General features: G+C 66.0%; 18 protein-coding genes. 8 read left to right on the top strand and 10 right to left on the bottom strand.

The window, feature by feature from the left end; all coding sequences use genetic code 11:
* Positions 1-98: 98 nt before the first annotated feature.
* Positions 99-2,225, bottom strand: coding sequence for a TPM domain-containing protein (locus JOE69_RS04615; protein WP_309796477.1), 2,127 nt, complete (start codon positions 2,223-2,225; stop codon positions 99-101).
* A gap of 298 nt (positions 2,226-2,523) precedes the next feature.
* On the opposite strand from JOE69_RS04615, the gene JOE69_RS04610 reads away from it, so the two are divergent.
* Positions 2,524-4,446, top strand: a complete 1,923-nt coding sequence (locus tag JOE69_RS04610) for a S1C family serine protease (RefSeq protein ID WP_309796475.1) — start codon at positions 2,524-2,526, stop codon at positions 4,444-4,446.
* Positions 4,447-4,462: 16 nt separating this feature from the next.
* On the opposite strand, the gene JOE69_RS04605 is transcribed toward JOE69_RS04610, so the two are convergent.
* Positions 4,463-5,842 (bottom strand): ABC transporter permease family protein, encoded by a 1,380-nt coding sequence (locus JOE69_RS04605; protein ID WP_309796473.1) that lies wholly within the window; start codon positions 5,840-5,842, stop codon positions 4,463-4,465.
* Complete coding sequence (locus JOE69_RS04600) at positions 5,839-6,582, bottom strand: ABC transporter ATP-binding protein (protein WP_309796471.1); 744 nt, start codon at positions 6,580-6,582, stop codon at positions 5,839-5,841. Before JOE69_RS04600 ends, JOE69_RS04605 begins: the two co-directional genes overlap by 4 nt.
* A gap of 225 nt (positions 6,583-6,807) precedes the next feature.
* On the opposite strand from JOE69_RS04600, the gene JOE69_RS04595 reads away from it, so the two are divergent.
* Together JOE69_RS04595 and JOE69_RS04590 are read left to right on the top strand one after the other, a co-directional pair.
* The gene (locus tag JOE69_RS04595; protein WP_309801161.1) at positions 6,808-7,599 is read left to right on the top strand and encodes an electron transfer flavoprotein subunit beta/FixA family protein; all 792 of its coding nucleotides are present in this window, start codon (positions 6,808-6,810) and stop codon (positions 7,597-7,599) included.
* Positions 7,600-7,621: 22 nt separating this feature from the next.
* Positions 7,622-8,587 carry an electron transfer flavoprotein subunit alpha/FixB family protein gene (locus JOE69_RS04590; RefSeq protein ID WP_309796469.1) on the top strand — a complete coding sequence of 322 codons (966 nt, stop codon included), beginning with the start codon at positions 7,622-7,624 and terminating at the stop codon, positions 8,585-8,587.
* Positions 8,588-8,703: 116 nt separating this feature from the next.
* On the opposite strand, the gene JOE69_RS04585 is transcribed toward JOE69_RS04590, so the two are convergent.
* The 7 genes from JOE69_RS04585 to JOE69_RS04555 form a co-directional block, all read right to left on the bottom strand.
* Positions 8,704-9,447, bottom strand: a complete 744-nt coding sequence (locus tag JOE69_RS04585; protein ID WP_309796467.1) for a MerR family transcriptional regulator — start codon at positions 9,445-9,447, stop codon at positions 8,704-8,706.
* A 75-nt stretch (positions 9,448-9,522) separates the two neighbouring features.
* The gene (locus JOE69_RS04580) at positions 9,523-10,425 is read right to left on the bottom strand and encodes an anti-sigma factor (protein ID WP_309796464.1); all 903 of its coding nucleotides are present in this window, start codon (positions 10,423-10,425) and stop codon (positions 9,523-9,525) included.
* A gap of 1 nt (position 10,426) precedes the next feature.
* Positions 10,427-11,029, bottom strand: coding sequence for an ECF RNA polymerase sigma factor SigK (gene sigK / locus JOE69_RS04575; protein WP_309796462.1), 603 nt, complete (start codon positions 11,027-11,029; stop codon positions 10,427-10,429).
* 182 nt (positions 11,030-11,211) lie between these two features.
* Positions 11,212-11,976 (bottom strand): class I SAM-dependent methyltransferase, encoded by a 765-nt coding sequence (locus JOE69_RS04570; RefSeq protein WP_309796460.1) that lies wholly within the window; start codon positions 11,974-11,976, stop codon positions 11,212-11,214.
* Entirely contained in the window at positions 11,973-12,818 is an 846-nt protein-coding gene (locus JOE69_RS04565) for a class I SAM-dependent methyltransferase (RefSeq protein ID WP_309796458.1), read from the bottom strand. Before JOE69_RS04565 ends, JOE69_RS04570 begins: the two co-directional genes overlap by 4 nt.
* Before the next feature lie 41 nt (positions 12,819-12,859).
* On the bottom strand, positions 12,860-13,327 hold the full coding sequence (locus JOE69_RS04560; RefSeq protein WP_309796456.1) for a tRNA (cytidine(34)-2'-O)-methyltransferase: 468 nt from the start codon (positions 13,325-13,327) through the stop codon (positions 12,860-12,862).
* Positions 13,328-13,383: 56 nt separating this feature from the next.
* Positions 13,384-14,325 carry a J domain-containing protein gene (locus JOE69_RS04555; protein WP_309796454.1) on the bottom strand — a complete coding sequence of 314 codons (942 nt, stop codon included), beginning with the start codon at positions 14,323-14,325 and terminating at the stop codon, positions 13,384-13,386.
* A 149-nt stretch (positions 14,326-14,474) separates the two neighbouring features.
* On the opposite strand from JOE69_RS04555, the gene JOE69_RS04550 reads away from it, so the two are divergent.
* From JOE69_RS04550 to gatB, 5 genes are read left to right on the top strand one after another with little or no spacing between them, the layout of a single operon-like run.
* Complete coding sequence (locus JOE69_RS04550) at positions 14,475-15,395, top strand: diacylglycerol/lipid kinase family protein (RefSeq protein ID WP_309796452.1); 921 nt, start codon at positions 14,475-14,477, stop codon at positions 15,393-15,395.
* Entirely contained in the window at positions 15,392-15,946 is a 555-nt protein-coding gene (locus JOE69_RS04545; RefSeq protein ID WP_309796450.1) for a GNAT family N-acetyltransferase, read from the top strand. The genes JOE69_RS04550 and JOE69_RS04545 overlap by 4 nt, the downstream gene beginning before the upstream one ends.
* Before the next feature lie 52 nt (positions 15,947-15,998).
* Positions 15,999-16,295 carry an Asp-tRNA(Asn)/Glu-tRNA(Gln) amidotransferase subunit GatC gene (gene gatC, locus JOE69_RS04540; RefSeq protein ID WP_309796448.1) on the top strand — a complete coding sequence of 99 codons (297 nt, stop codon included), beginning with the start codon at positions 15,999-16,001 and terminating at the stop codon, positions 16,293-16,295.
* Positions 16,296-16,299: 4 nt separating this feature from the next.
* Positions 16,300-17,826: an Asp-tRNA(Asn)/Glu-tRNA(Gln) amidotransferase subunit GatA gene (gatA, locus tag JOE69_RS04535; RefSeq protein ID WP_309796446.1), complete on the top strand. Its 1,527-nt coding sequence runs from the start codon at positions 16,300-16,302 to the stop codon at positions 17,824-17,826.
* Complete coding sequence (gene gatB / locus JOE69_RS04530) at positions 17,823-19,337, top strand: Asp-tRNA(Asn)/Glu-tRNA(Gln) amidotransferase subunit GatB (protein ID WP_309796444.1); 1,515 nt, start codon at positions 17,823-17,825, stop codon at positions 19,335-19,337. The genes gatA and gatB overlap by 4 nt, the downstream gene beginning before the upstream one ends.

The following is a 19,337-nucleotide window of genomic DNA, read 5'->3' as shown; positions in this document are numbered from 1 at the left end:
TGGATCGGTGGTGCTTGCTAGGTAGACTGCCAAAAATCCGGCAGCTTGGCTACTGGTCTTGTTGGCTACTGGTCTTGCCTGGTTGGGCAGCAGCGGGATCAGAAGCTGCCGTCGCCGCCGGAGTCGCCGCCCCAGCCGCCACCGCCGCCGTCGCCACCCCAGCCACCGCCGCCGTCGCCACCCGAGCTCCAGCCGCCGAAGCCGCCGCCGCCCCAGTTCGAACCGTGGTTGCCGCCGGAGAGCATGCCGCCGAGGATGCCGCCCAGGATGGCGCCGCCGAAGCCGCCGCCGAACCCTCCGCCGGCGCCGCCGCCACGTCCGGCGAAGCCGCCGCCGGCACCGTAACCGGAATTGGCGAAGCCGAAGCCGTCGACGTCGGATTGGGCCAATTGCGCGGCTTGCTGCGCCAAAGTTGTCGCCTGGTTGGCGTAAGTCAGGGCGCTGACCGGATCACTGGCCTGGATGGAGAGCGCGTAATCGAGGTTGCGCTGGGCTTCGGCGATCCGGGTCCGGGCTTCCGCGCCGACGCCGCCGCGGCGCGCCGCGATGTAATCCTGGGTGGCGGAGATCTGCGCCTGTGCGTTGAGGATCGCTTGTTGCAGCGATGCTTGGGCGCGTTGCGCCTGTTGCTGCTGATCCCTGATCCCGGTGAGCAACTGGTCCAGGTTGCTGTGTGCGGTCTCCACCTGCTGCAGGAGGGCCGGCGGATCCAGCTTCACGGCCGGATTCGCCTGGGCTTGGGCCAATTGGGCTTGCACCTGGTTGATCACCGATTCCGCAGCTGCGATCTGGCCGGCAGCTTGGCTGTTCTGCCCCGCGCTGAGCATTGCCTTGGCCTGGGCCAGATCGGTTTGGGCTTCGGCCACCGCGGCGGGGAGTTTGCCCGCCGCGTCCTGGACCCCGTTGGCGACATTGCCGATCGCGTCTTCCAAGAGCTTGGCCTGGTGGAGCGCTTCCTCCGCAGCCCGGACCGCGACTGCGGCCCCGGCGGCATCCTGCACGCCGAGCTTCTGCGCGGCGTTCTGCGAGGCGGTGTTCACGAAGGAGAGGCGCTCTTGGGCTTGGCCGATGTTGTCTTTGATGGTCGCGGTCGCCGAATCGGCAAAGCGGCTTTGCAGATCCGCCAGCTGGGTCTGTGCCGATTGCAGCTGGGCTTGGACCTGCTGCGCGCCGGCCGCCACGGTGGCCAGAGCCTGCGGTGCGTTCTTTTCCAACTCGCGCAGCGAATCGAAGCTCTGCTTCTGTTCGGCGAGGGCTTGATTCGCGGCTTCCGAGCGGCGGATGATTTCGCCGTACCAGGAACGCTGCTGCTCTACGGTGTCCGGAATGTCGTCGTCGAGCTGCTGCTGCAGTTTGAAGGATTCGGTGAGGTGCCCTTTGGCTTCGGCCAAGGCGGCTTGGAACGGTTTCACCGATTCGTCGCCGTAGGCGGCTTGCGCGAAGCTGATTTCCTGCTCGCTGGACTTGATCGCGTCATCGGCGGCGATCAGCATCGAGCCGGCTTTGGTGCGCAATTCCTCGACGCTGGTGCCGGCCATCGGATCGAGCTGCTCGCCAGTGGGGCTGTAGCCGGAGGCGGTGGCGGCGACCGCTTGTTGTTTGCGCCGCCGCCGGAAGAACACGAACGCCAGGACGGCGCCGACGATCAAAACGAGAAAAACAACGGTTCCCACGATTCCCCCTGTTGGATTGGGCACGGTGCCACTACCGCCGCCGGCCGCGTCGCCGATTGCGGCCGCAGTATCGATGGCTGCTTGCGCATAGTCTTTTTTGCCGTCGGCCAGATTCGCGACGATCGCGTTCTGCACGATGCTGTCGCGTTGCGCAGTGGTGATTTTGCTGGTGCTGCTTTTCTGCAGCGAATACCTGCCCTGTTCGGTGGACACGGCCAGCAAGAGGTCGAAGTTGCCCAAGCCCTTGGCCCGGCCCACCGCGGTGGCCCAGCCGCCGGCATCCGAAGGATTCTCGAAAGTCTTCACCAGCACGACGTACAGGTTGTACTTCTTGTCATTGGCCAGCTTGGAGATCGCGGCCTGGACATCGGCCTTGCGGTTGCCCAGGGCATTCGCGTCGTCGATGATGTTCTGCCCGGCCGGAATGGTGACCGGAGACTCGGCCGGCGCTACCATGGCTTGTGCCGCGCCGGCGGGCACCACGAGCATGGCGGCAAGCCCCAGCGCCGCCAGTGTCCTGCCAACGGCTCCACTCAAGATCCGATTACGCATGGCTTCCTTCATTAAGGGGCTTGCTCGGGCCGGCTACCGGCTCGTTCGTGCCGCTGACAACACTTTTTTCAATACTATTGCGGTAAGTTCCAGACCGTCCAACCCCTGACTACGCCGCTGGCGAAAAACCGATGCGGGCCAGGACCACCCAGGAAAGACTTGATGGGAGCACAGATTAGTAAGCCTCCAGTACTTTCACCCTTCTCACAGGTTCTGTCCAGCGAACTTTCGTCATCGGCTTATAAGTACCGCGCATAGTTGAATTCAAGATCACCACGAGCAGAGCAGGGGACAGAGGATGTCTGATCAGAACAACGGACCGACGCCGGACGATGCCAAGGACCAGGCGCAGCCGGCCAAACACAGTTGGTGGAGCGGTCGCGAGGAATCCGGCAGCGAGGCCGCGCAGACCAACCAGCCCGACGTCGCGCAGACCAGCCAGACGGAGCAGATCGGCCAAGCCGAACCGCTGAACCAAGCCGAACCGGTGGGTCAGGCGGACGAATTCGGCCGAGCCGAACAGCAGCAGCCGATCGAGCCGTTGCCGATCCACCCGCAGCGGATCCAAGGCCAGCCGCCGGTCGCCGCCGAGCAGTCCGGCATGGTGCAGAACCCGCTCGAGCCGGCACCGGCCGAGCAAACCGCACCGACTGAACAGCCGGCGGCGGCCGAGCAGGTCGGCAGCTTCAGTTCGCCCGCCGGAACGACCGACTATTCGGCCCCGGCGGCGCAGGAGACGCAGCCGCTGCCCCGCTACGGCCAGTATGCCGGCGGGAACAACCCGGACGGCGGCTACGGTGCCGCTGGCGCGCCGGCGCCGAGCTACGCGCCGCCGAGCTATGGGCAGAATACCTATGGGCAGAAGGCGGCCGGCTACGGCCAAGCCGCTGCCGGCCAAGCCGCTGTCGGACAGGCCGGCGGAGCGGGCAACGGAGGCGGCTACAACGGGGCTTTCGGCACGCCGACCCCGCCGCCCGGCAGCGCGCCGAAGAAGGACCGCAAGCGCTACGGCGTCGGCGTCGTGGTCGGCGGCATGGTGATTGCCGCACTGATCGGCGGCGGGGCCGCTGCCGGGACCACCGCGTTGCTGGCCGGCGGCCAGAACGGCGGCGTGGTCCAGCAGACCGGGAACGCCCCGGTGATCGTGAACAACACCGATTCGGTGAACGCGGTGACCGCCGCGGCGCAGAAAGCCTCGCCGTCGGTCGTCACCATCGCGGTCAGCAGCGGCAGCTCGGGCGGCAGCGGCTCCGGGATCATCTTGGACAACAGCGGCAACATCTTGACCAACACCCACGTGGTGACGCTGGACGGAAAGGTGGCCAACCCCACGCTCCAGGTCAAACTCAATGACGGCCGGGTGTTCACCGCCAAGATCGTCGGCACCGATCCGCTCAACGATTTGGCCGTAATCAAGATCGATGCGCCAAATCTCACGCCGGCCGATCTCGGCGACTCGTCGAAGCTCAACGTCGGCGACACCGTGATCGCGATCGGCACGCCCTTGCAACTCTCCTTGCGCAATACGGTGACCGACGGGATCATCTCCTCGACCAACCGGACGATCTCGGTGGCCTCGTCGGCGGCACCGAAGCAGCAGCCGGATTCTTCGAGCGAAGGCGGCAACGGCGGATTCAACTTCGCTCCGCCGGACGGCTCGGCGCCCAACACCAGTGCCCAGGGTTCGATCAGCCTCAACGTGATCCAAACGGACGCCGCGATCAACCCCGGCAACTCCGGTGGCGCACTGGTCAACTCCAGCGGCCAGGTGATCGGCGTGAACGTGGCGATCGCGAGTGCCGGCGACTCGAGCTCCGGCACCGGCGGCAATATCGGCGTCGGCTTCTCGATTCCGATCAACACCGCGAAGCGGATCGCCCAGGAACTGATCACCACCGGAAAGGCTTCGCACGGCCAGCTGGGCGTGACCGTGGCGCCGCAGGCAGCCTCGGGCGGTGCCACGAATGCGCAGGGCCAGTCCAGCAGCCAATTCTCGGTGGGCGCCGCAATCCAGTCGGTGACGCCGGGCTCTGCGGGCGAGAAGGCCGGGCTCAAAGCCGGTGACGTGATCACCAACTTCGGCAGCCGGATCATCGACGACGCCTCGTCGTTGACCGCAGCGGTCCGGGAGCAGGCCGCCAATGCCACGGTCAAGGTGACTTTCTTGCGCGGCGGCCAATCGCAGTCGGTGGACGTCACTTTGGACGCCGCCGCCAGCTAGTCCGGAGCAGTTGCCGTCAGAATCGCTCTGGTGTGCGCAGGACGTTGGAAACCACCGGTGCGGTGGCCTTCAAACTCAGCCACACCAGGGCGATTCCGCTTGCCAGGCACAGCGCGACCACGAGCACTGTGGTGGGATCGGTCAGCAGCGCCAGCGCGGTCAAGGGAAACAACACGATCGCCGCGATCAGCGCGGAGCCGAGCGCCACCAGGCACAGCGGCAGCATGACGGCGCGGGCGCGGGCGGCTTCCATGGTTTTGCGCGGCGCGCCCATCCGTTCCATGCTGACCAGCAGATCAGCCCGGTCGAGCACCTGGGAGGCTTGGTTCACGCCCACCGAGCATGCGACCATCAGGAATGAAATCACCAGGGTGATGATGACCCCGGTACGGACGTCGGTGATCATTTCCAACTCGTCCGAGCCACTGCCCGATGCCGAGCCGACGGCGGCGAGTCCGGTCCCGGCGAAGACCGCGATGAAACTGGTCATCGCGACTCCGGAGACTTGGCGCCAAGCGGCTTTCGGCGACTCCAGGATCTGCCGGGCGGCCAAAAGCTTGGCCGGCCCCTGTGCTCGGCGCAATTGCGCCTTGGCCACGGCCCGGATCACTGCCGGCCCCATCAGATTGAGCACGCCGAGGGTGCCGCCGAAACCGAGCACCAGAACCACCGCAATGGTCAGCACCGATTCGGACTTCTGCACGCCGCTGATCGCGGCATAGGCCGCGACGACGACGACGGCGCCGAGCACGACCCGCAGCCAGGTCACCTTGGGCGGGTTGGCCCGGGTGCGCACGCCCAGCGGCGAGATGTTGACCCGGCGGAGCCCGACGGCTGCGCTGACCACCGAGAGCAGGGCGATGAAGCACAGCACCGCGACGATCGCGAACGGATTCAGTAACAACGCCTCGACGCCCAACGGCCGGCCCCGGAACGGGATCATCGCGACCAGCGGGAGCAAACCGAAATACCCCACGATGCCGGCAAGCGCGCCGGCCACGGCCAAAAGGCTGGATTCCAGAACCGTCATGGTGCCGACCAATGCCGGGGTGCCGCCGAGCAAGCGCAGGGTGGAAAGTTTTTCATCCCGGCGCCGGGCCGACAACCTGGCCGCGGAGCCGCCCAGGGCCAGCAGCGGGACCACCAACAAAGCCGCCGCGATTCCGGCCAATACCTGATAGAAACCAGCAATTTCATCGGTCCAGCGGAAAAAGGACAAGGCGCCGGCCAAGACCGTGAGCAGCAAAGCGGTGGTAAGCCCGAACGCCACGATCGGCAGCACCAGGGTGCTTCGACTGGCGCCGCCACGGAAGGTCAGTTTCACCAACCGGAAAGCGGTGCCCAGGCCTTGAGAGCCGGAACCCGAAGCGGCGGCGGTGAGCGTCGCAGTGCTCATCGGACCGCCGCCTGCGCCTGGATCGGAGCGGAATCCCGGACGATCCGTCCGTCGTGGAGTTCGACCAGGCGTCCGCAGCGTTGTGCTACCGAGGGATCGTGGGTCACCACGATCAGGGTCTTGCCCATCCCCACGGTGCTGTCCAGCAAAGCGCTCATCACCTCGGCGGAAGTGCGCGAATCCAGGGCTCCGGTGGGCTCGTCGGCGAAAATCACACTGGCCCCGGTGACCTGTGCCCGGGCGATGGCGACCCGCTGGGCCTGCCCGCCGGAAAGCTCGCCGATCCTGCGCTGCTCCATCCCGGACAGCCCCAGCGCGCCGAGCCAGCGTGCTGCGTATCCTTCCGCGAGTTCCCGTTTGCTGCCGTTGAGCATCAGGGCCAATGCCACGTTTTCCAAGGCAGTCAGCTCGGGCAGCAGCAAACCCTGTTGGAAGACGAAGCCGAAGGACTCCCGGCGCAGCTTGGACCTTTCGGATTCGCGCAGGGCGCTGATCGTCTGATGGCCGGCAGGCCCGTGGAAAGTGACTTCGCCGGCGTCGGGGGTGATGATCCCGGCGAGGCAGTGCAAAAGCGTGGTTTTTCCAGAGCCGGAAGCGCCCATGATCGCGACTGATTCGCCGCCACGCAGGTCCAGGTCCACTCCGGCGAGTGCCACGGCGCGGTTCGGCTGCCCGTCAGGAGTATGGCCGGTGCGGTAGCTCTTCTGCAGGTTTCGGGTGCTGAGAATTGTTGGATTCATGGTTCAAGCATCCCGTTGGGCGGGGTGCTGCGGCATCGGGCCAGAGCACGAGTTTGCCGGATCCGGCTCATACTGCGGGATGACCGGCTGGCGGATGACCGAATGGGACTCCCGAATGTCTTGCTGAGCCGCGGATCAACTAAGCTCGAAAGCAAGAGGATCGCCCGGAGGGAAGGTTGTGTGAGCGTGGCCAAAGCAAGCAATACGGCAGGTGCCGGAGCACCGTTGACCATTGTGGTCTTGGTGAAATATGTCCCGGACGCCCAATTCGACCGGCACCTCGACGGCGCGCGGCACACGATCGACCGGGCCGAGAGCATCCTTTCCGAATTGGACGAATACCCCTTGGAAGCCGCTTTGCAGTTGGCCGAGGCACGCGGCGGGGCCTCGGCCGGAAATCGGATCATCGCGGTGACCATGGGGCCGGAAAGCGCCTCCGCCGCGGTCAAGAAAGCGTTGCAGATCGGCGCTTACGAAGGTGTCCATTTGAGCGACCCGGCGCTCGCCGGCTCAGATGTGGCCGGAACGTCCAAAGCCTTGGCCGCACTGATCGATTCCTTGGGGCCGGTGGATTTGGTATTGACCGGGATGGCCTCGACGGACGGCGAGACCTCGCTGGTGCCGGCGCAGCTGGCCGCCCGCCTAGGATTCGGCCAAGCGACGTTCGCGGCCGCTCTGGAGCTGGACGGCGATCTGGCGGTAGTCCGGCGGGACGGCGACGCGTTTTCCGAAGTCATCGAGGTGCAGTTGCCCGCGGTGATCTCGGTGACCGATCAGATCAACGATCCGCGATACCCGAATTTCAAAGGGATCATGGCCGCGAAAAAGCGGAAGATCGAGGTGCTGACGCTGGCCGGAATCGGCCTCGACCCGGCAACCGTGGGCGCTTCCGGAGCCCAGGCGGTCGTGGCACGATCGCAGCCGGTCCCAGCGCGGGGCGCCGGTGTGCTGATCACCGATTCGGGGGACGCCGGAATCGCCTTGGTCGATTTCTTGGCCGACCAGAAATTGCTTTGAGGGACTTCGGAGAGAATTGATTATGCGCAACATTGTGGTTTTCATCGATCAGCCCGGCTCGGCTCTGGGCAAAGCCGGCAAAGAGCTTTTGACCTTCGCCCGCGGTCTGGGTGCACCGGTCGCAGCGGTGGCCGGGGAACTCTCCGAAGCCGTCCGGGCCGAACTCGGCGAGTACGGCGTGGCACAGGTGCTGAACAGCAATCAGGCGGAATTGTTCGAGTATTCCATCGTGCCCAAAGCGGAGTTCCTGGCGGTCGCGGCACAACGAGTGGACGCACAGCTCGTGCTGACCGGGAATTCCGCCGAACACAAAGAGATCGCCGCCCGTCTCGCGGTGCTGTTGGACGCCGGAGTGATTTCGGATGCGGTGGGGGTCGTGGCCGACGCCGATGCCGGAATCCAGGTCGAAAAGCTGGTTCTCGCGGGCTCGTACACGGTATCGGCCAGCGTCCGCAGCGCGATCGGGATCGTCGCGCTCAAAGCCAACGGCGTCGAGCCGGAAGCGGCCGGCAGCAGCTCGGCGGCCGCGGTCGAAACTGTGGAGGTGCCGTTTTCCGAGCTCGCGTTGCGCGCCCGGATCGCTTCCCGCCAGGCGCGGCCGGCCAGTGGCCGGCCGGAGCTTTCCGAGGCTCGGATCGTGGTGGCCGGCGGCCGGGGCGTCGACGGTGACTTCGGCCCGGTCGAAGAGCTCGCGGATCTGCTCGGAGCCGCGGTCGGGGCTTCCCGTGCGGCGACCGATGCCGGTTGGATCGACCATTCGGCGCAGGTCGGCCAGACCGGGAAAACGGTGTCGCCGCAACTGTACATTTCGGTGGGGATTTCCGGCGCGATCCAGCAAAAAGCCGGCATGCAGACGTCGAAATTCATCGTTGCAGTGAACCAGGATGCGGAGTCGCCGGTTTTCGAGATCGCCGATCTGGGCATCGTGGGCGATCTGTTCACGGTCTTGCCGCAGGCGATCGAAGAAATCAAACGCCGCAGAGCCTGATCCGGAGCGGAAGATCAACCGCCTGCGCGGGTTCCCACCAGAGCGCCATTCTCGATTTGGCCAACTTGCAGTTGGCCCCGGATGAGTGAGAATACCGCGCTGGAGGTTGGCCCGGATCAGAGCTGCTTCGCGGCGTAGACCTTCATGCCGGCAAGCAGGTATTCCGGGTTGACTCCGGCCTTCTCGTAGTAGGCCCGGAATCGCTCGTCGTCGACGTACATCTGCCCGAGGTTCAGATAGCCGTCCGCCTCGGGTGTCCAGCTCAACCGGATCCAACGGTAATGCCGTTCGATCACGGACTGCAGCTTCGGATCGTCGGCCGCACGGCCTTCCTTCTGGCACTCGGCCAGGAGTTCGTTGACCGCGATCAACTCGTCGGCCGCGCTTTGCCGGCCGGTTTCGCCCATTGCGGTCCACGACGCCTTGGCCCGATCCATCGCGGCTTTGCCCCAGCGTTCGATGGCCTCTTCTGCATAAGGGTTTTTCCCGAACCCGTCGAACATTTCTGCAGCGCTCATTTCGGCTCCTTCGTGCATTGCCGCCATGGTGCTCTCGAGCGTCCGGGCCAGTTGCGACATCCGGTCCCGTTCGGCCAGCACCCATCGGTGATGCGCTTGCAGGGCCCGGTATTCGTCGGTCTGGCCGTCGAGCACTTCCGCGATCGTTTCCAATCCGATGCCCAGCTCGCGCAGCAGCAGGATCCGTTGCAACTTCAGCAGCTCGGCCTGCTCGTAGTAGCGGTAACCATTGTGCGCAGTCCAGGACGGCTGGAGCAGTCCGATCTGGTGGTAATGGCGCAGGGCCCGGGATGAGACCCGCGCCATTTTGGCAACCTCGGAAATGCTCCACGCCTGGGCCACGGTTCCTCCACTGTGCCGCGGCATCCCGGACTTTCCGGGATGGAAACCAGCGTAAAAGTTGACGTTAGGTCAAGGTCAAGCGTCGAATTTCGAGAACATCACCGGCAACGAGGTGGGCTTTTCCGAGCCGCCGGCAGGTTCGACCGTAATCGCCACTGCCTGAGCGCCCTTGATCCCGGTGACCAAGGCCGGCTGGTCCAATTCCGTGCTGGAGCCCATCAAACCGACTGAAATCGGTGCGCTGCCGGCTTGCGGCAGCAGCCAGAGCTGGTAGGTCTTGCCGGCGCTCGGTGCCGGAACTCCGGACATCTGCACCACCGCGGAGTCCTTTTCCGCCGAGACACTGATCTTGGCATCGCCACCGCCTTGCACCTGAACCGTGGAAACCTTGACGTCGGAGGCCGAGATCACCTGGTTGGTCGGGCTGTTTTGCGCCGCGATGATGCCATTGACGCCCAGCGCGGCGGCAACCACCACCGCGGCGGCGGCCGCGCTGGCGATCAGCCAAGCCCGGACGGGCCGCCGTTTGCCGTCGGCAGCATCGGATTTGGCCGCCCGACGGGCCGCCAAATCGTCCGGCACGTTTGGCACCGGGAACTCACCCGCCGGGCCGGTGCGCCGAGTTTCCGTGTCCGGTGCTTCGCGGCGCGCTGCTTCAGTGGCCACTGAAGCAGCGACTGACGGCTCAGCGAGGGCTTGCGGCACGGATCCGGCCGAAATCTGCGCGCTGATCCGGTCGAAGAGCGAGCTGGGTGGTTCCGCTTCGACACTTCCGTAGGCCGTGGCGATCGTTTCCCGGGCCAGCCGCAATCTATCGGCGAACTCGGCTTGCACGGAAGCCGCGGAGGAAGCCAGGAAATGATCGACCTCCGCGCGTTCTTGATCGCTCAAGGCGTTGAGTGCATACAGCTCGGCAAGTTCCAGGACGTGCCCGGACGCGAGGTCGCTGCGGATGTCTTCGGCGAAGTTTTCGCTCATTTCAGTTCACCTCCAAACATGATTTCAATCTCAATAATCCGTCTCTGATCCGTGATTTCACGGTGGGTACTGCGGCGCCCAACTTCTCGGCCACCTCGCGATAGGTCAAACCGCCGTAATAGGCGAGCTTGACCGATTCCTGTTGCGTGTCGGTCAAGGTCGCCAAGCATTTGACCACTGACTCGGCATCGATCCGGTCGCTGACCGCATCTGCGACTTCATCGTGCTCGATGCTCTGACTGGTGGCACCGTATTTGGCCTCCCGGTCGGCCGAGCTCTGCGCCGAGCGCACTTTGTCCACCGCGCGGCGATGCGCGATGGTCATCAGCCAGGCGAGTGGCGAGCCGGAAGCGGCATCGAATTTGGCCGCGTTCTGCCAGATCTGGAGGTAGACCTCCTGGGCGGCATCCTGGGCTAGTTCGGCGTCGATCAAAACCCGCCGGGCCATGCCGTAGACCCGGCGTGAGGTCAGCCGGTACAGCTCCGCAAAGGCCTGCTGATCGCCGTCGGCCGTGGACCGGATCAGATCCGCCAAGGCTTCCTGGCCATCGCCGGAGCGCACCGGGCTTCCAGTGGTCGTTTCGTTCGTCTTTGGGGTATCCATTTGCCCTAAGCTTATGCGCGGGAACAGCACAATGCTTGGATATGTCGATGGCTGTATTGCCATGGCCACGCCACCACCCCCTCGATTCCGCCGGTACGCCACTGATCGCTACACCAGTCATTCGGTGCCGGTGGGGTTCTGGATGGGTTCGGTCCGGAAGCCGTGGCACGGCCGCGGAAAGTTCAGCGCCGGGCCGAGCCGATCAGCGCATCGGCCTGCAGTTCGACGCCGCCCAGCGAACCGGCCAGGCGGGCTTTGACCCGGGCGAGGGCCGCCGGATCGGCGGGGAGCGCGGAGCGCAGCAAGCTGGAATGGACGAAACTCCAAGCGGAATCCGGAGTCAAAGGCACCCGGTGCCGGACTGCTGCGACCGCGACCTCCCGCAGCCCGGCGCCGCGCAAGAAATCGGTCAGCTTGCTCGGGGAATTGAGCTCGCCGATGTTCTTGGCCTCGGCTGAGGGCCCGCCGACGCCGGCGCCTTCGGCGGCGCAGGCGGCCAGGACCAAGCGGGTCAAGGCATCGAAAGGCCGGCCTTGCCAGACGCTGAGCGCGATTCGGCCGCCGGGGGCCAAACGGTCTGCCAACGAGGCCAGAGCCGCGGACTGGTCACCGAGGAAAAAGATCCCGAAGCCGCAGAGCACCGCGTGATAACCGGAGCCGGGCCAGGTCAGGGCATCGGCCACGCGGAAATCGAGTTGTTCCGGCACCGCTGCGGACTTGGCCTGGTCGATCATGCCGGCCGAAGCATCGACCGCATCGACCTGGCCGTCGGCGCCGACGGCTTGCGCGGCCAGCAGCGCCGAGGCTCCAGTGCCGCAGCAGGCGTCGAAGACCCGGTCGCCCGGGGAGAGCCGGGCCGCCTCGATCAGCGGCACCGCGAGCGGTTGCCAGAGCTGCCGGGCCCAGCGGGCGAATTCCGCTGCGCCCTGGTCCCATCCGGCGGTCATCTGCGGACGGCCTCGGCCACCAAGGTGTCGGAGTTGAATTCGACGGTGTCGCCCAGGGCCCGGACCGAGCCGAGGAATTCCTGCCGGACCCGGGAAATCGCTTCCGGGTCGCGAGGCAGCAACGTACGCCAGCCGCTGCCCATGACCAAGGCCCAGGCCATTTCGGCATCCACCCGCAGGGTCAGCGGATGCATGCTGACCTGGACCGACTCCAAACCGCAACCGGTGAGCCAATCGGCGAAGGCCTCCGGAGCCGAAATCAGATCCATGTTCTGGTTGGCCAACGGAACCACCTCGGCCAGCCGTGGCCGCTCGGTGATCGCAGCTTGCAGGATCAGTTCGGCCAGCGGGGAGAGCGCGCCGCGGACCCAGGTGTTCAGCACCATCCGGCCGCCCGGGCGGAGCATCGAGGCCAAGTGCTGCACGCCGTCGGCCATTTGGTTGAAGAAAAAGATCGAGTAGGAACAGAGCACGGCGTCGAACGTCCGGTGGCCGCGCCAAGCCGTGACGTCGGCATGGGTCAGCGTCGCGTTGAGGATCTGCGCTTCGGCGAGCTTCTTGCCGGCCAAAGCCAACAGTCCGGAAGAAAGGTCGACGCCGTCCACGCTGCCTTCCGGGCCCACCGCGAGCGCGGCGGGAAGCGTCGCTGCGCCGGAACCGCAACAGGCATCGAGGACTTTCTCGCCCGGCTGCAAGGCGGCAGTCCGCACCACGGTACGGGCTGCCGGATCCCAGAGCGCCTCGGACCAGGCTTCGAACTGCAGCGCCCCGTCGGTGAAGGCCAAACCCGGATCCCGGGAAGTGATGCCGATCCTGGCGCTGTTCGGAGTGCTCGGGTTCATCTGCTGGCTTCCCCTACCTCTGTTGTCGTTCCGGTTTCGGCTCAGCGTACCGCGCCGGCGAAGTCGTGTTGCCGCCAGGCTTCATAGACCGCGATCGACGCCGAATTGGCCAGGTTCAGGGAACGCAAGCCGGGCAGCATCGGCAGCCGGACCCGTGCGGTGACCCGCGGGTCGGCTTTCACCCCGGCCGGCAGCCCGACCGACTCCGGCCCGAACATCAGGACGTCGCCGGCCTGGTACGCGATGTCGGCATATCCGGTCTCGCCGTCCGAGGTGAAGGCGAAAACCCGTTCCGGCTGCAGCGCCGCCCACGCGGCGGCCAAATCGGGGTGCACGTGCAGCACTGCCAGCTCGTGGTAATCCAGTCCGGCCCGGCGGAGTTTGGCGTCATCCAGGTCGAAACCGAGGGGCTCCACCAAGTGGAGTTCGGCGCCGGTGATCGCGGCGAGCCGGATGGCGTTCCCGGTGTTGCCGGGAATTTCGGGCGTGTAGAAGAGTATGCGGAACACCGGCCCAGTCTACCCAGATGGCTTGGCTACCCAGCCGGTCCGGTTGCCCAGCCGGCTCAGTACATGCCGCCGAGCAGCCGGGACAAGATCTGCAGGTCCACGGTGTTCGGCTTTTCGCCGGCCGCCAAGAAAGAGCCCAGTTCCCGGCCCAGGCGGGCCGCGCCGACGACGTTCAGGTGCGGGCCGCCGTCGGGCTCGTTTCCCCGGGTGTAGTCGATCACCGGCTCGAAGGGATTGCCGCCGGGGGAGTGCACCACGATCCAGGCCGAGACCGTGCATTCCGGGAAGAGTTTCGCCAGCGCATGGGCGGCCGGCAGCAGGCGCGGAGCTTCGACCCCGCGCTGTCCGTGCACCAAGGTACTGCCGTTCCACCGGTAGGCGCCCTCGGGGACCATCATCGAAGAAACCACCGCCATCCGGTAGCCGACCAGTACCAAATGGTCCAGATGGCTCTTATCGATCGGCGAGACCAGACCGTTGACCAAGCGCGCGGAAGGGTATTTGTTCAGGATCTGCTGCTGCAGCAACTCGATCGTGCGGGCTTCCCGGATCAGCCGGGCCTGCGCGCCGAACAAGCCCCGTTTACGCGGTGCGCCGTGGATCTGCCGGCTGGCCAAGTCCAAGGACAACGGCGCTGCTTCGGCACTGCCGAAGGGTGGTACGAAGCTCGGCAAATCGGTGGCCGAGGGGCCCCGGTTGCTGCCCGGCCGCTGCCCGGCCGGCCGGGGTTCTGCGACCCGTGGGCCGGAGCCGTTCGGCGCAGCGGAGCCTTGCGACGCCGTGCCGGCGGGTGCGTAGCCCCGGTCGTAGACCGCGCGCTTCGCCGGGTCGATCAAGGTCTGGTAGGCCTCGGTGACCAAGCGGAACTCCTCGGCGTTGCCGCCTTGGTCCGGGTGCGTGCTCCGGGCCGCTCGGCGGTAGGCCGCTTTGACCTGTTTCTCGTCCGCGGTCACTTCGACCCGCAGGATTTGGTAGTACGTGCGGTATCCGCCGCTCACATCTGGGCCTTTCGACACGTACGGGACATTTTCGGTCGGCCATCGGGCCGGTTGGGTGCATTTGCCGGGTCGCTGCCCGTAACATGGTGCGACATCGGCGGGCGGCTTGGCAACTGAGCCCTGACTGCGCAGAACAAAGGGGTTTGGCGATGGCCAAGGTTTTTCAGATCGCGGTCGCGGTGAATCCGCGGGCGGCCTTCGGGGCGAACTCGGACGCCGGCGCCCGGGTCGTCGGGTTGCTCGAGGCCGCCGGACACCAGGTCCGGCTGCTGCAGGCCGGCAGCTACCCGGAGCTCGCGGCCCAGGTTTCGTCCGCCGTGCAGGGCGACCGCGCGGGCCTTGACGCCCTGCTCATGATCGGTGGCGACGGAATGGTTCATCTCGGAATCAACGCGTTGGCCGGCAGCACGGTTCCGCTCGGGTTGATTCCGGCCGGAACCGGCAATGACGCGGCCCGTTCTTGGGGCTTGCCGGTGGGCGACCTCCCGGCCGCAGTGGCAGCTTTCCTGGCCGGTGCGCAGCGACCGCGGACGGTGGATCTGGGCCGGGTCCGGAACGCGGATTCGGCGGAGTATTTCGCAGCAGCGCTTTCCGCAGGGTTCGACGCGGTGGTCAATGAACGGGCCAACGCCTGGTCCTGGCCGAAGGGACGCAGCCGGTACAACCTGGCGATCCTGCGCGAGCTCGCGGTGTTCCGGCCGTTGCGTTACCGGCTCGAGGTCGACGGCGCCGCCGAGGAGCTCGAAGCGATGCTGGTGGCGGTGGCCAACGGCCAATCTTTCGGCGGTGGGATGAAGATCACGCCGGAGGCCCGGATCGACGACGGCGAACTGGACTTGTTCGTGGTCGCGCCGGTCTCCCGATGGAAGTTGCTGACCTTGTTCCCCAAGGTTTTCCAAGGGAAACACGTGGACCACCCGGCGGTGAGCATCCGCCGCGTGCGTTCGGTCCGGATCGAGTTGCTGGACCGCAAAGCCGGGGTGGCCGGTTATTCGGACGGCGAGCGGCTCGGTGCGCTGCCGGTCCAAGTTGAAATCGTGCCGGGCGCTCTGACATTGTGGGGCCAGTGATTCTCCCGCTCGCCCCTTTGACCTTCCGCCTGGCCACGCCCGCCGATTTCGCCGACGTCGCCCGGATCACCACCGATTCGTATCTGGCCGCAGGGTATTTCGACTCTGCGGAGCACCCTTATCTGCGATTGCTCGCGGACGTGGCCAAGCGTGCCGAAGTGGCGCAGATCTGGGTTGCCGAGCAGGTTTTCGAGGATTCGGCCGCGGCTGAGCCCGCCCGCAGGATCGTCGGTGCCGTGACCCTTGCCCGGGCCGGCGACGAGTATGCGGATATCGCGCTGCCCGGGGAACTCGAGATGCGGGTGCTGGTCGTCGACCCGGCACTGCAGCGCGGCGGCATCGGGAAGGCGATGGTGCGGGCGATCATCGAGCACGCCAGAACCCTCGGCGGAGTAACGGCGGTCAGCCTGACCACCGGCGACCACTGGGTGTCCGCGCACGCGTTGTACCGCTCGATGGGATTCGAGCGGGCGCCGCAGCGGGACTGGACCGTGCCCAATACCGATCCCGGGGTCGAAATCTGGCTCCGGGTCTACCGGCTGGAGCTTTAGCCCGCACCGCATAGACTAGGAGCGAATCTGTAACAGCTTCCAAGGGAGTTCCATGGCTGAAATCAATCGTGACGATGTTGCGCACCTTGCGCAATTGGCGCACATTGACATGTCCGAGGCGGAACTGGATCGGATGGCCGGCGAACTTGCTGTCATCGTCGATTCGGTGAAGTCCGTGAGCGAGGCTGCGGGCGCTGACGTACCCGCGACCTCGCATCCGATTCCGTTGCGCAATGTGCTCCGGGAGGACGTCGTGGGCCATGTTCTCAGCCAAGCGGAGGCGCTTTCCGGCGCCCCGGACGCCGAAGACGGCCGATTCAAAGTCCCCGCGATCCTGGAAGAAGGCTGAAGCCATGATGGAACCGACGGATCTGATCAAGCTTTCCGCCGCCGCCTTGGCCGCGAAGCTCGCGGCCGGCGAAGTGACCAGCGTTGCGGCGACCCAAGCCTATTTGGACCGCATCGCCTTGGTAGATGGCGAATTGAATGCGTTTTTGCACCTGAACGCCGAAGAGGCCTTGCAGGTTGCCGCCGAGGTCGATGCCGACCGCGCCGCGGGCAAAGCGCTGCCGGAGCTGGCCGGGGTGCCGATCGCGATCAAGGACCTGATCGTGACCAAGGGGCAGCCGACCACGGCCGGCTCCAAAATCCTCGAAGGCTGGGTCAGCCCGTACGACGCCACGGTGATCGAGAAGATCCGGGCGGCGCGGATGCCGATCCTGGGCAAGACCAACCTCGATGAATTCGCGATGGGTTCCTCCACTGAGCACTCGGCTTTCGGTCCGACCCGCAATCCCTGGGATCTGGAACGGATCCCCGGTGGTTCCGGCGGCGGATCGGCGGCTGCCGTCGCCGGCTTCGAAGCCCCGCTGGCACTCGGCACCGACACCGGCGGGTCGATCCGCCAGCCGGGTGCGGTGACCGGCACGGTCGGCGTCAAGCCGACCTACGGCGGGGTTTCCCGCTACGGCGCGATCGCGATGGCCTCGTCGCTGGACCAGATCGGTCCAGTCACGCGTACGGTCTTGGATGCGGCACTGCTGCAGGAAGTGATCGGCGGGCACGACGCCAAGGACTCGACCTCGCTCGAGCAGGATTGGACCGGCCTGGCCGACGCCGCCCGGCGCGGCGCGAGCGGCGATCTCTCCGGCGTCCGGATCGGCGTGGTGAAAGAGCTCGGCGGTGAAGGCTACCAAGCGGGTGTCGAGGCGCGGTTCCGGGAGTCTTTGGAGCTGCTGCACGGGGCCGGGGCCGAGATCGTCGAGGTCTCCTGTCCCAGTTTCGGGTACGCGCTGGGCGCCTATTACCTGATCATGCCCTCCGAGGCTTCGAGCAACCTGGCGAAGTTCGACGGCGTCCGCTTCGGCCTGCGCACGCTGCCTGAGGATGGTTCGATGACCATCGAGCGGGTGATGTCCGCGACCCGGGCGGCCGGCTTCGGCGACGAGGTGAAGCGCCGGATCATTCTGGGCACCTACGCCTTGTCCGCTGGCTATTACGATGCCTACTACGGCTCGGCGCAGAAGGTCCGGACCTTGATCCAGCGTGACTTCGACGCGGCATTCGAAAAAGCCGATGTGCTGATTTCGCCGACCGCACCGACCACGGCGTTCAAGTTCGGCGAGAAGCTGGACGATCCGCTCGCCATGTACCTCAACGACGTGGCCACCATCCCGGCGAACCTGGCCGGCGTCCCGGGCATGTCGCTGCCGAACGGACTGGCCGATGAGGACGGGCTGCCGTCCGGCATCCAATTGCTCGCACCAGCCCGCGAAGACGCCCGGATGTACCGGGTCGGCGCCGCTTTGGAAGCGCTGCACGAAGCCCAGTGGGGCGGTCCGATCCTGGACCGCGCCCCGATTCTTGGAGGAGCGAAATGACCGGCGCTGGTGTGGAATTGGTTCCCTTCGACGAGCTGCTCGAACGCTACGAGCCGGCGCTCGGCTTCGAGGTGCACGTCGAGCTGAATACGGTCACCAAGATGTTCTCCTCGGCGCCGAATGCGTTCGGCGATGTGCCGAACACCAATGTCAACGAGGTCGACTTGGGCCTGCCCGGCGTGCTCCCGGTGGTGAACAAAGCCGCCGTGGAGAGTTCGATCAAAATCGGGCTGGCCCTGAATTGCACAATCGCCGAGTTCTGCCGGTTCTCCCGGAAAAATTACTTCTACCCGGACACCCCGAAGAACTTCCAGACTTCGCAGTACGATGAGCCGATCGCCTACGACGGCTATCTGGACATCGAACTCTCCGACGGAACCGTGTTCCGGATCGAGATCGAGCGGGCGCACATGGAAGAAGATGCCGGAAAACTGACCCACCTGGGCGGCTCCACCGGTCGGATCCAGGGCGCCGACTACTCGCTGGTCGATTACAACCGGGCCGGGGTCCCGCTCGTGGAGATCGTGACCAAGCCGATCCTCGGTGCCGGCTCGCGGGCCCCGGAACTGGCCAAAGCCTACGTCGCAGCGATCCGCGAAATCGTGAAGAGCCTCGGCGTCTCCGATGCCAGGATGGAGCGCGGCAACGTCCGTTGCGACGCGAATGTCTCGCTCATGCCCAAGGGCAGCAACACTTTGGGCACGCGTTCGGAGACCAAGAACGTGAACTCGCTGCGCGCCGTCGAGCACGCCGTGCGCTTTGAAATGGAACGCCATGCCGGAGTGCTCGATGCCGGCGGCAAGGTGGTGCAGGAGACCCGGCACTGGCATGAGGACACCCGGTCCACGACCTCGGGCCGGCCGAAATCCGATGCCGACGATTACCGCTACTTCCCGGAACCGGATCTGGTCCCGGTGGTGACCACGGTGGAATGGGTCGAGTCGTTGCGGGCTCAGTTGCCGGAGCCGCCGGCCGAGCGCCGCAAACGGCTGCAAACCGAATGGGGATACACCGATTTGGAATTCCGCGATGTGGTCAACGCCGGGATCATGGACGAGATCGAAGCGACCATCGCAGCCGGCGCCACCGCTGCGGTGGCCCGCAAGTGGTGGATGGGCGAGATCGCCCGGCGCGCCAAGCTCGCCGATCTGGAGCCGGTGGAACTGGGCGTCAGCCCGGAAACCGTGGTCGAGCTGCAAGGCCTCATCGACGCGGGCAAGATCAACGACAAATTGGCCCGCGAGGTGCTCGACGGGGTGCTGGCCGGTGAAGGTTCGCCCACCGACGTGGTCGCCTCGCGCGGCCTCGCCGTGGTCTCCGACGACGGCGCACTGCAAGCCGCGATCGACGAAGCGCTGGCTGCGCAGCCGGACGTCGCGGACAAGATCCGCGGCGGCAAAGTGCAGGCGGTGGGCGCGATCGTCGGCGGCGTGATGAAGACCACCCGAGGCCAGGCCGATGCCGGCCGGGTGCGGGAACTGATTCTGAAGACGCTGGGCGTCGAGGGCTGA

It is taken from the genome of Arthrobacter russicus, from assembly GCF_031454135.1.
Lineage (GTDB): Bacteria > Actinomycetota > Actinomycetes > Actinomycetales > Micrococcaceae > Renibacterium > Renibacterium russicum.
This window is presented reverse-complemented; position numbering and strand designations above follow the sequence as displayed.

Coding starts and splice junctions, on each gene's coding strand:
- sigK (WP_309796462.1), bottom strand. CDS start 11,029: ATGGATACCCCAAAGACGAACGAAACGACCACTGGAAGCCCGGTGCGC.
- gatB (WP_309796444.1), top strand. CDS start 17,823: ATGACCGGCGCTGGTGTGGAATTGGTTCCCTTCGACGAGCTGCTCGAA.
- JOE69_RS04590 (WP_309796469.1), top strand. CDS start 7,622: ATGCGCAACATTGTGGTTTTCATCGATCAGCCCGGCTCGGCTCTGGGC.
- JOE69_RS04570 (WP_309796460.1), bottom strand. CDS start 11,976: ATGACCGCCGGATGGGACCAGGGCGCAGCGGAATTCGCCCGCTGGGCC.
- gatC (WP_309796448.1), top strand. CDS start 15,999: ATGGCTGAAATCAATCGTGACGATGTTGCGCACCTTGCGCAATTGGCG.
- JOE69_RS04580 (WP_309796464.1), bottom strand. CDS start 10,425: ATGAGCGAAAACTTCGCCGAAGACATCCGCAGCGACCTCGCGTCCGGG.
- JOE69_RS04605 (WP_309796473.1), bottom strand. CDS start 5,842: ATGAGCACTGCGACGCTCACCGCCGCCGCTTCGGGTTCCGGCTCTCAA.
- JOE69_RS04610 (WP_309796475.1), top strand. CDS start 2,524: ATGTCTGATCAGAACAACGGACCGACGCCGGACGATGCCAAGGACCAG.
- JOE69_RS04565 (WP_309796458.1), bottom strand. CDS start 12,818: ATGAACCCGAGCACTCCGAACAGCGCCAGGATCGGCATCACTTCCCGG.
- JOE69_RS04550 (WP_309796452.1), top strand. CDS start 14,475: ATGGCCAAGGTTTTTCAGATCGCGGTCGCGGTGAATCCGCGGGCGGCC.
- JOE69_RS04615 (WP_309796477.1), bottom strand. CDS start 2,225: ATGCGTAATCGGATCTTGAGTGGAGCCGTTGGCAGGACACTGGCGGCG.
- gatA (WP_309796446.1), top strand. CDS start 16,300: ATGATGGAACCGACGGATCTGATCAAGCTTTCCGCCGCCGCCTTGGCC.
- JOE69_RS04600 (WP_309796471.1), bottom strand. CDS start 6,582: ATGAATCCAACAATTCTCAGCACCCGAAACCTGCAGAAGAGCTACCGC.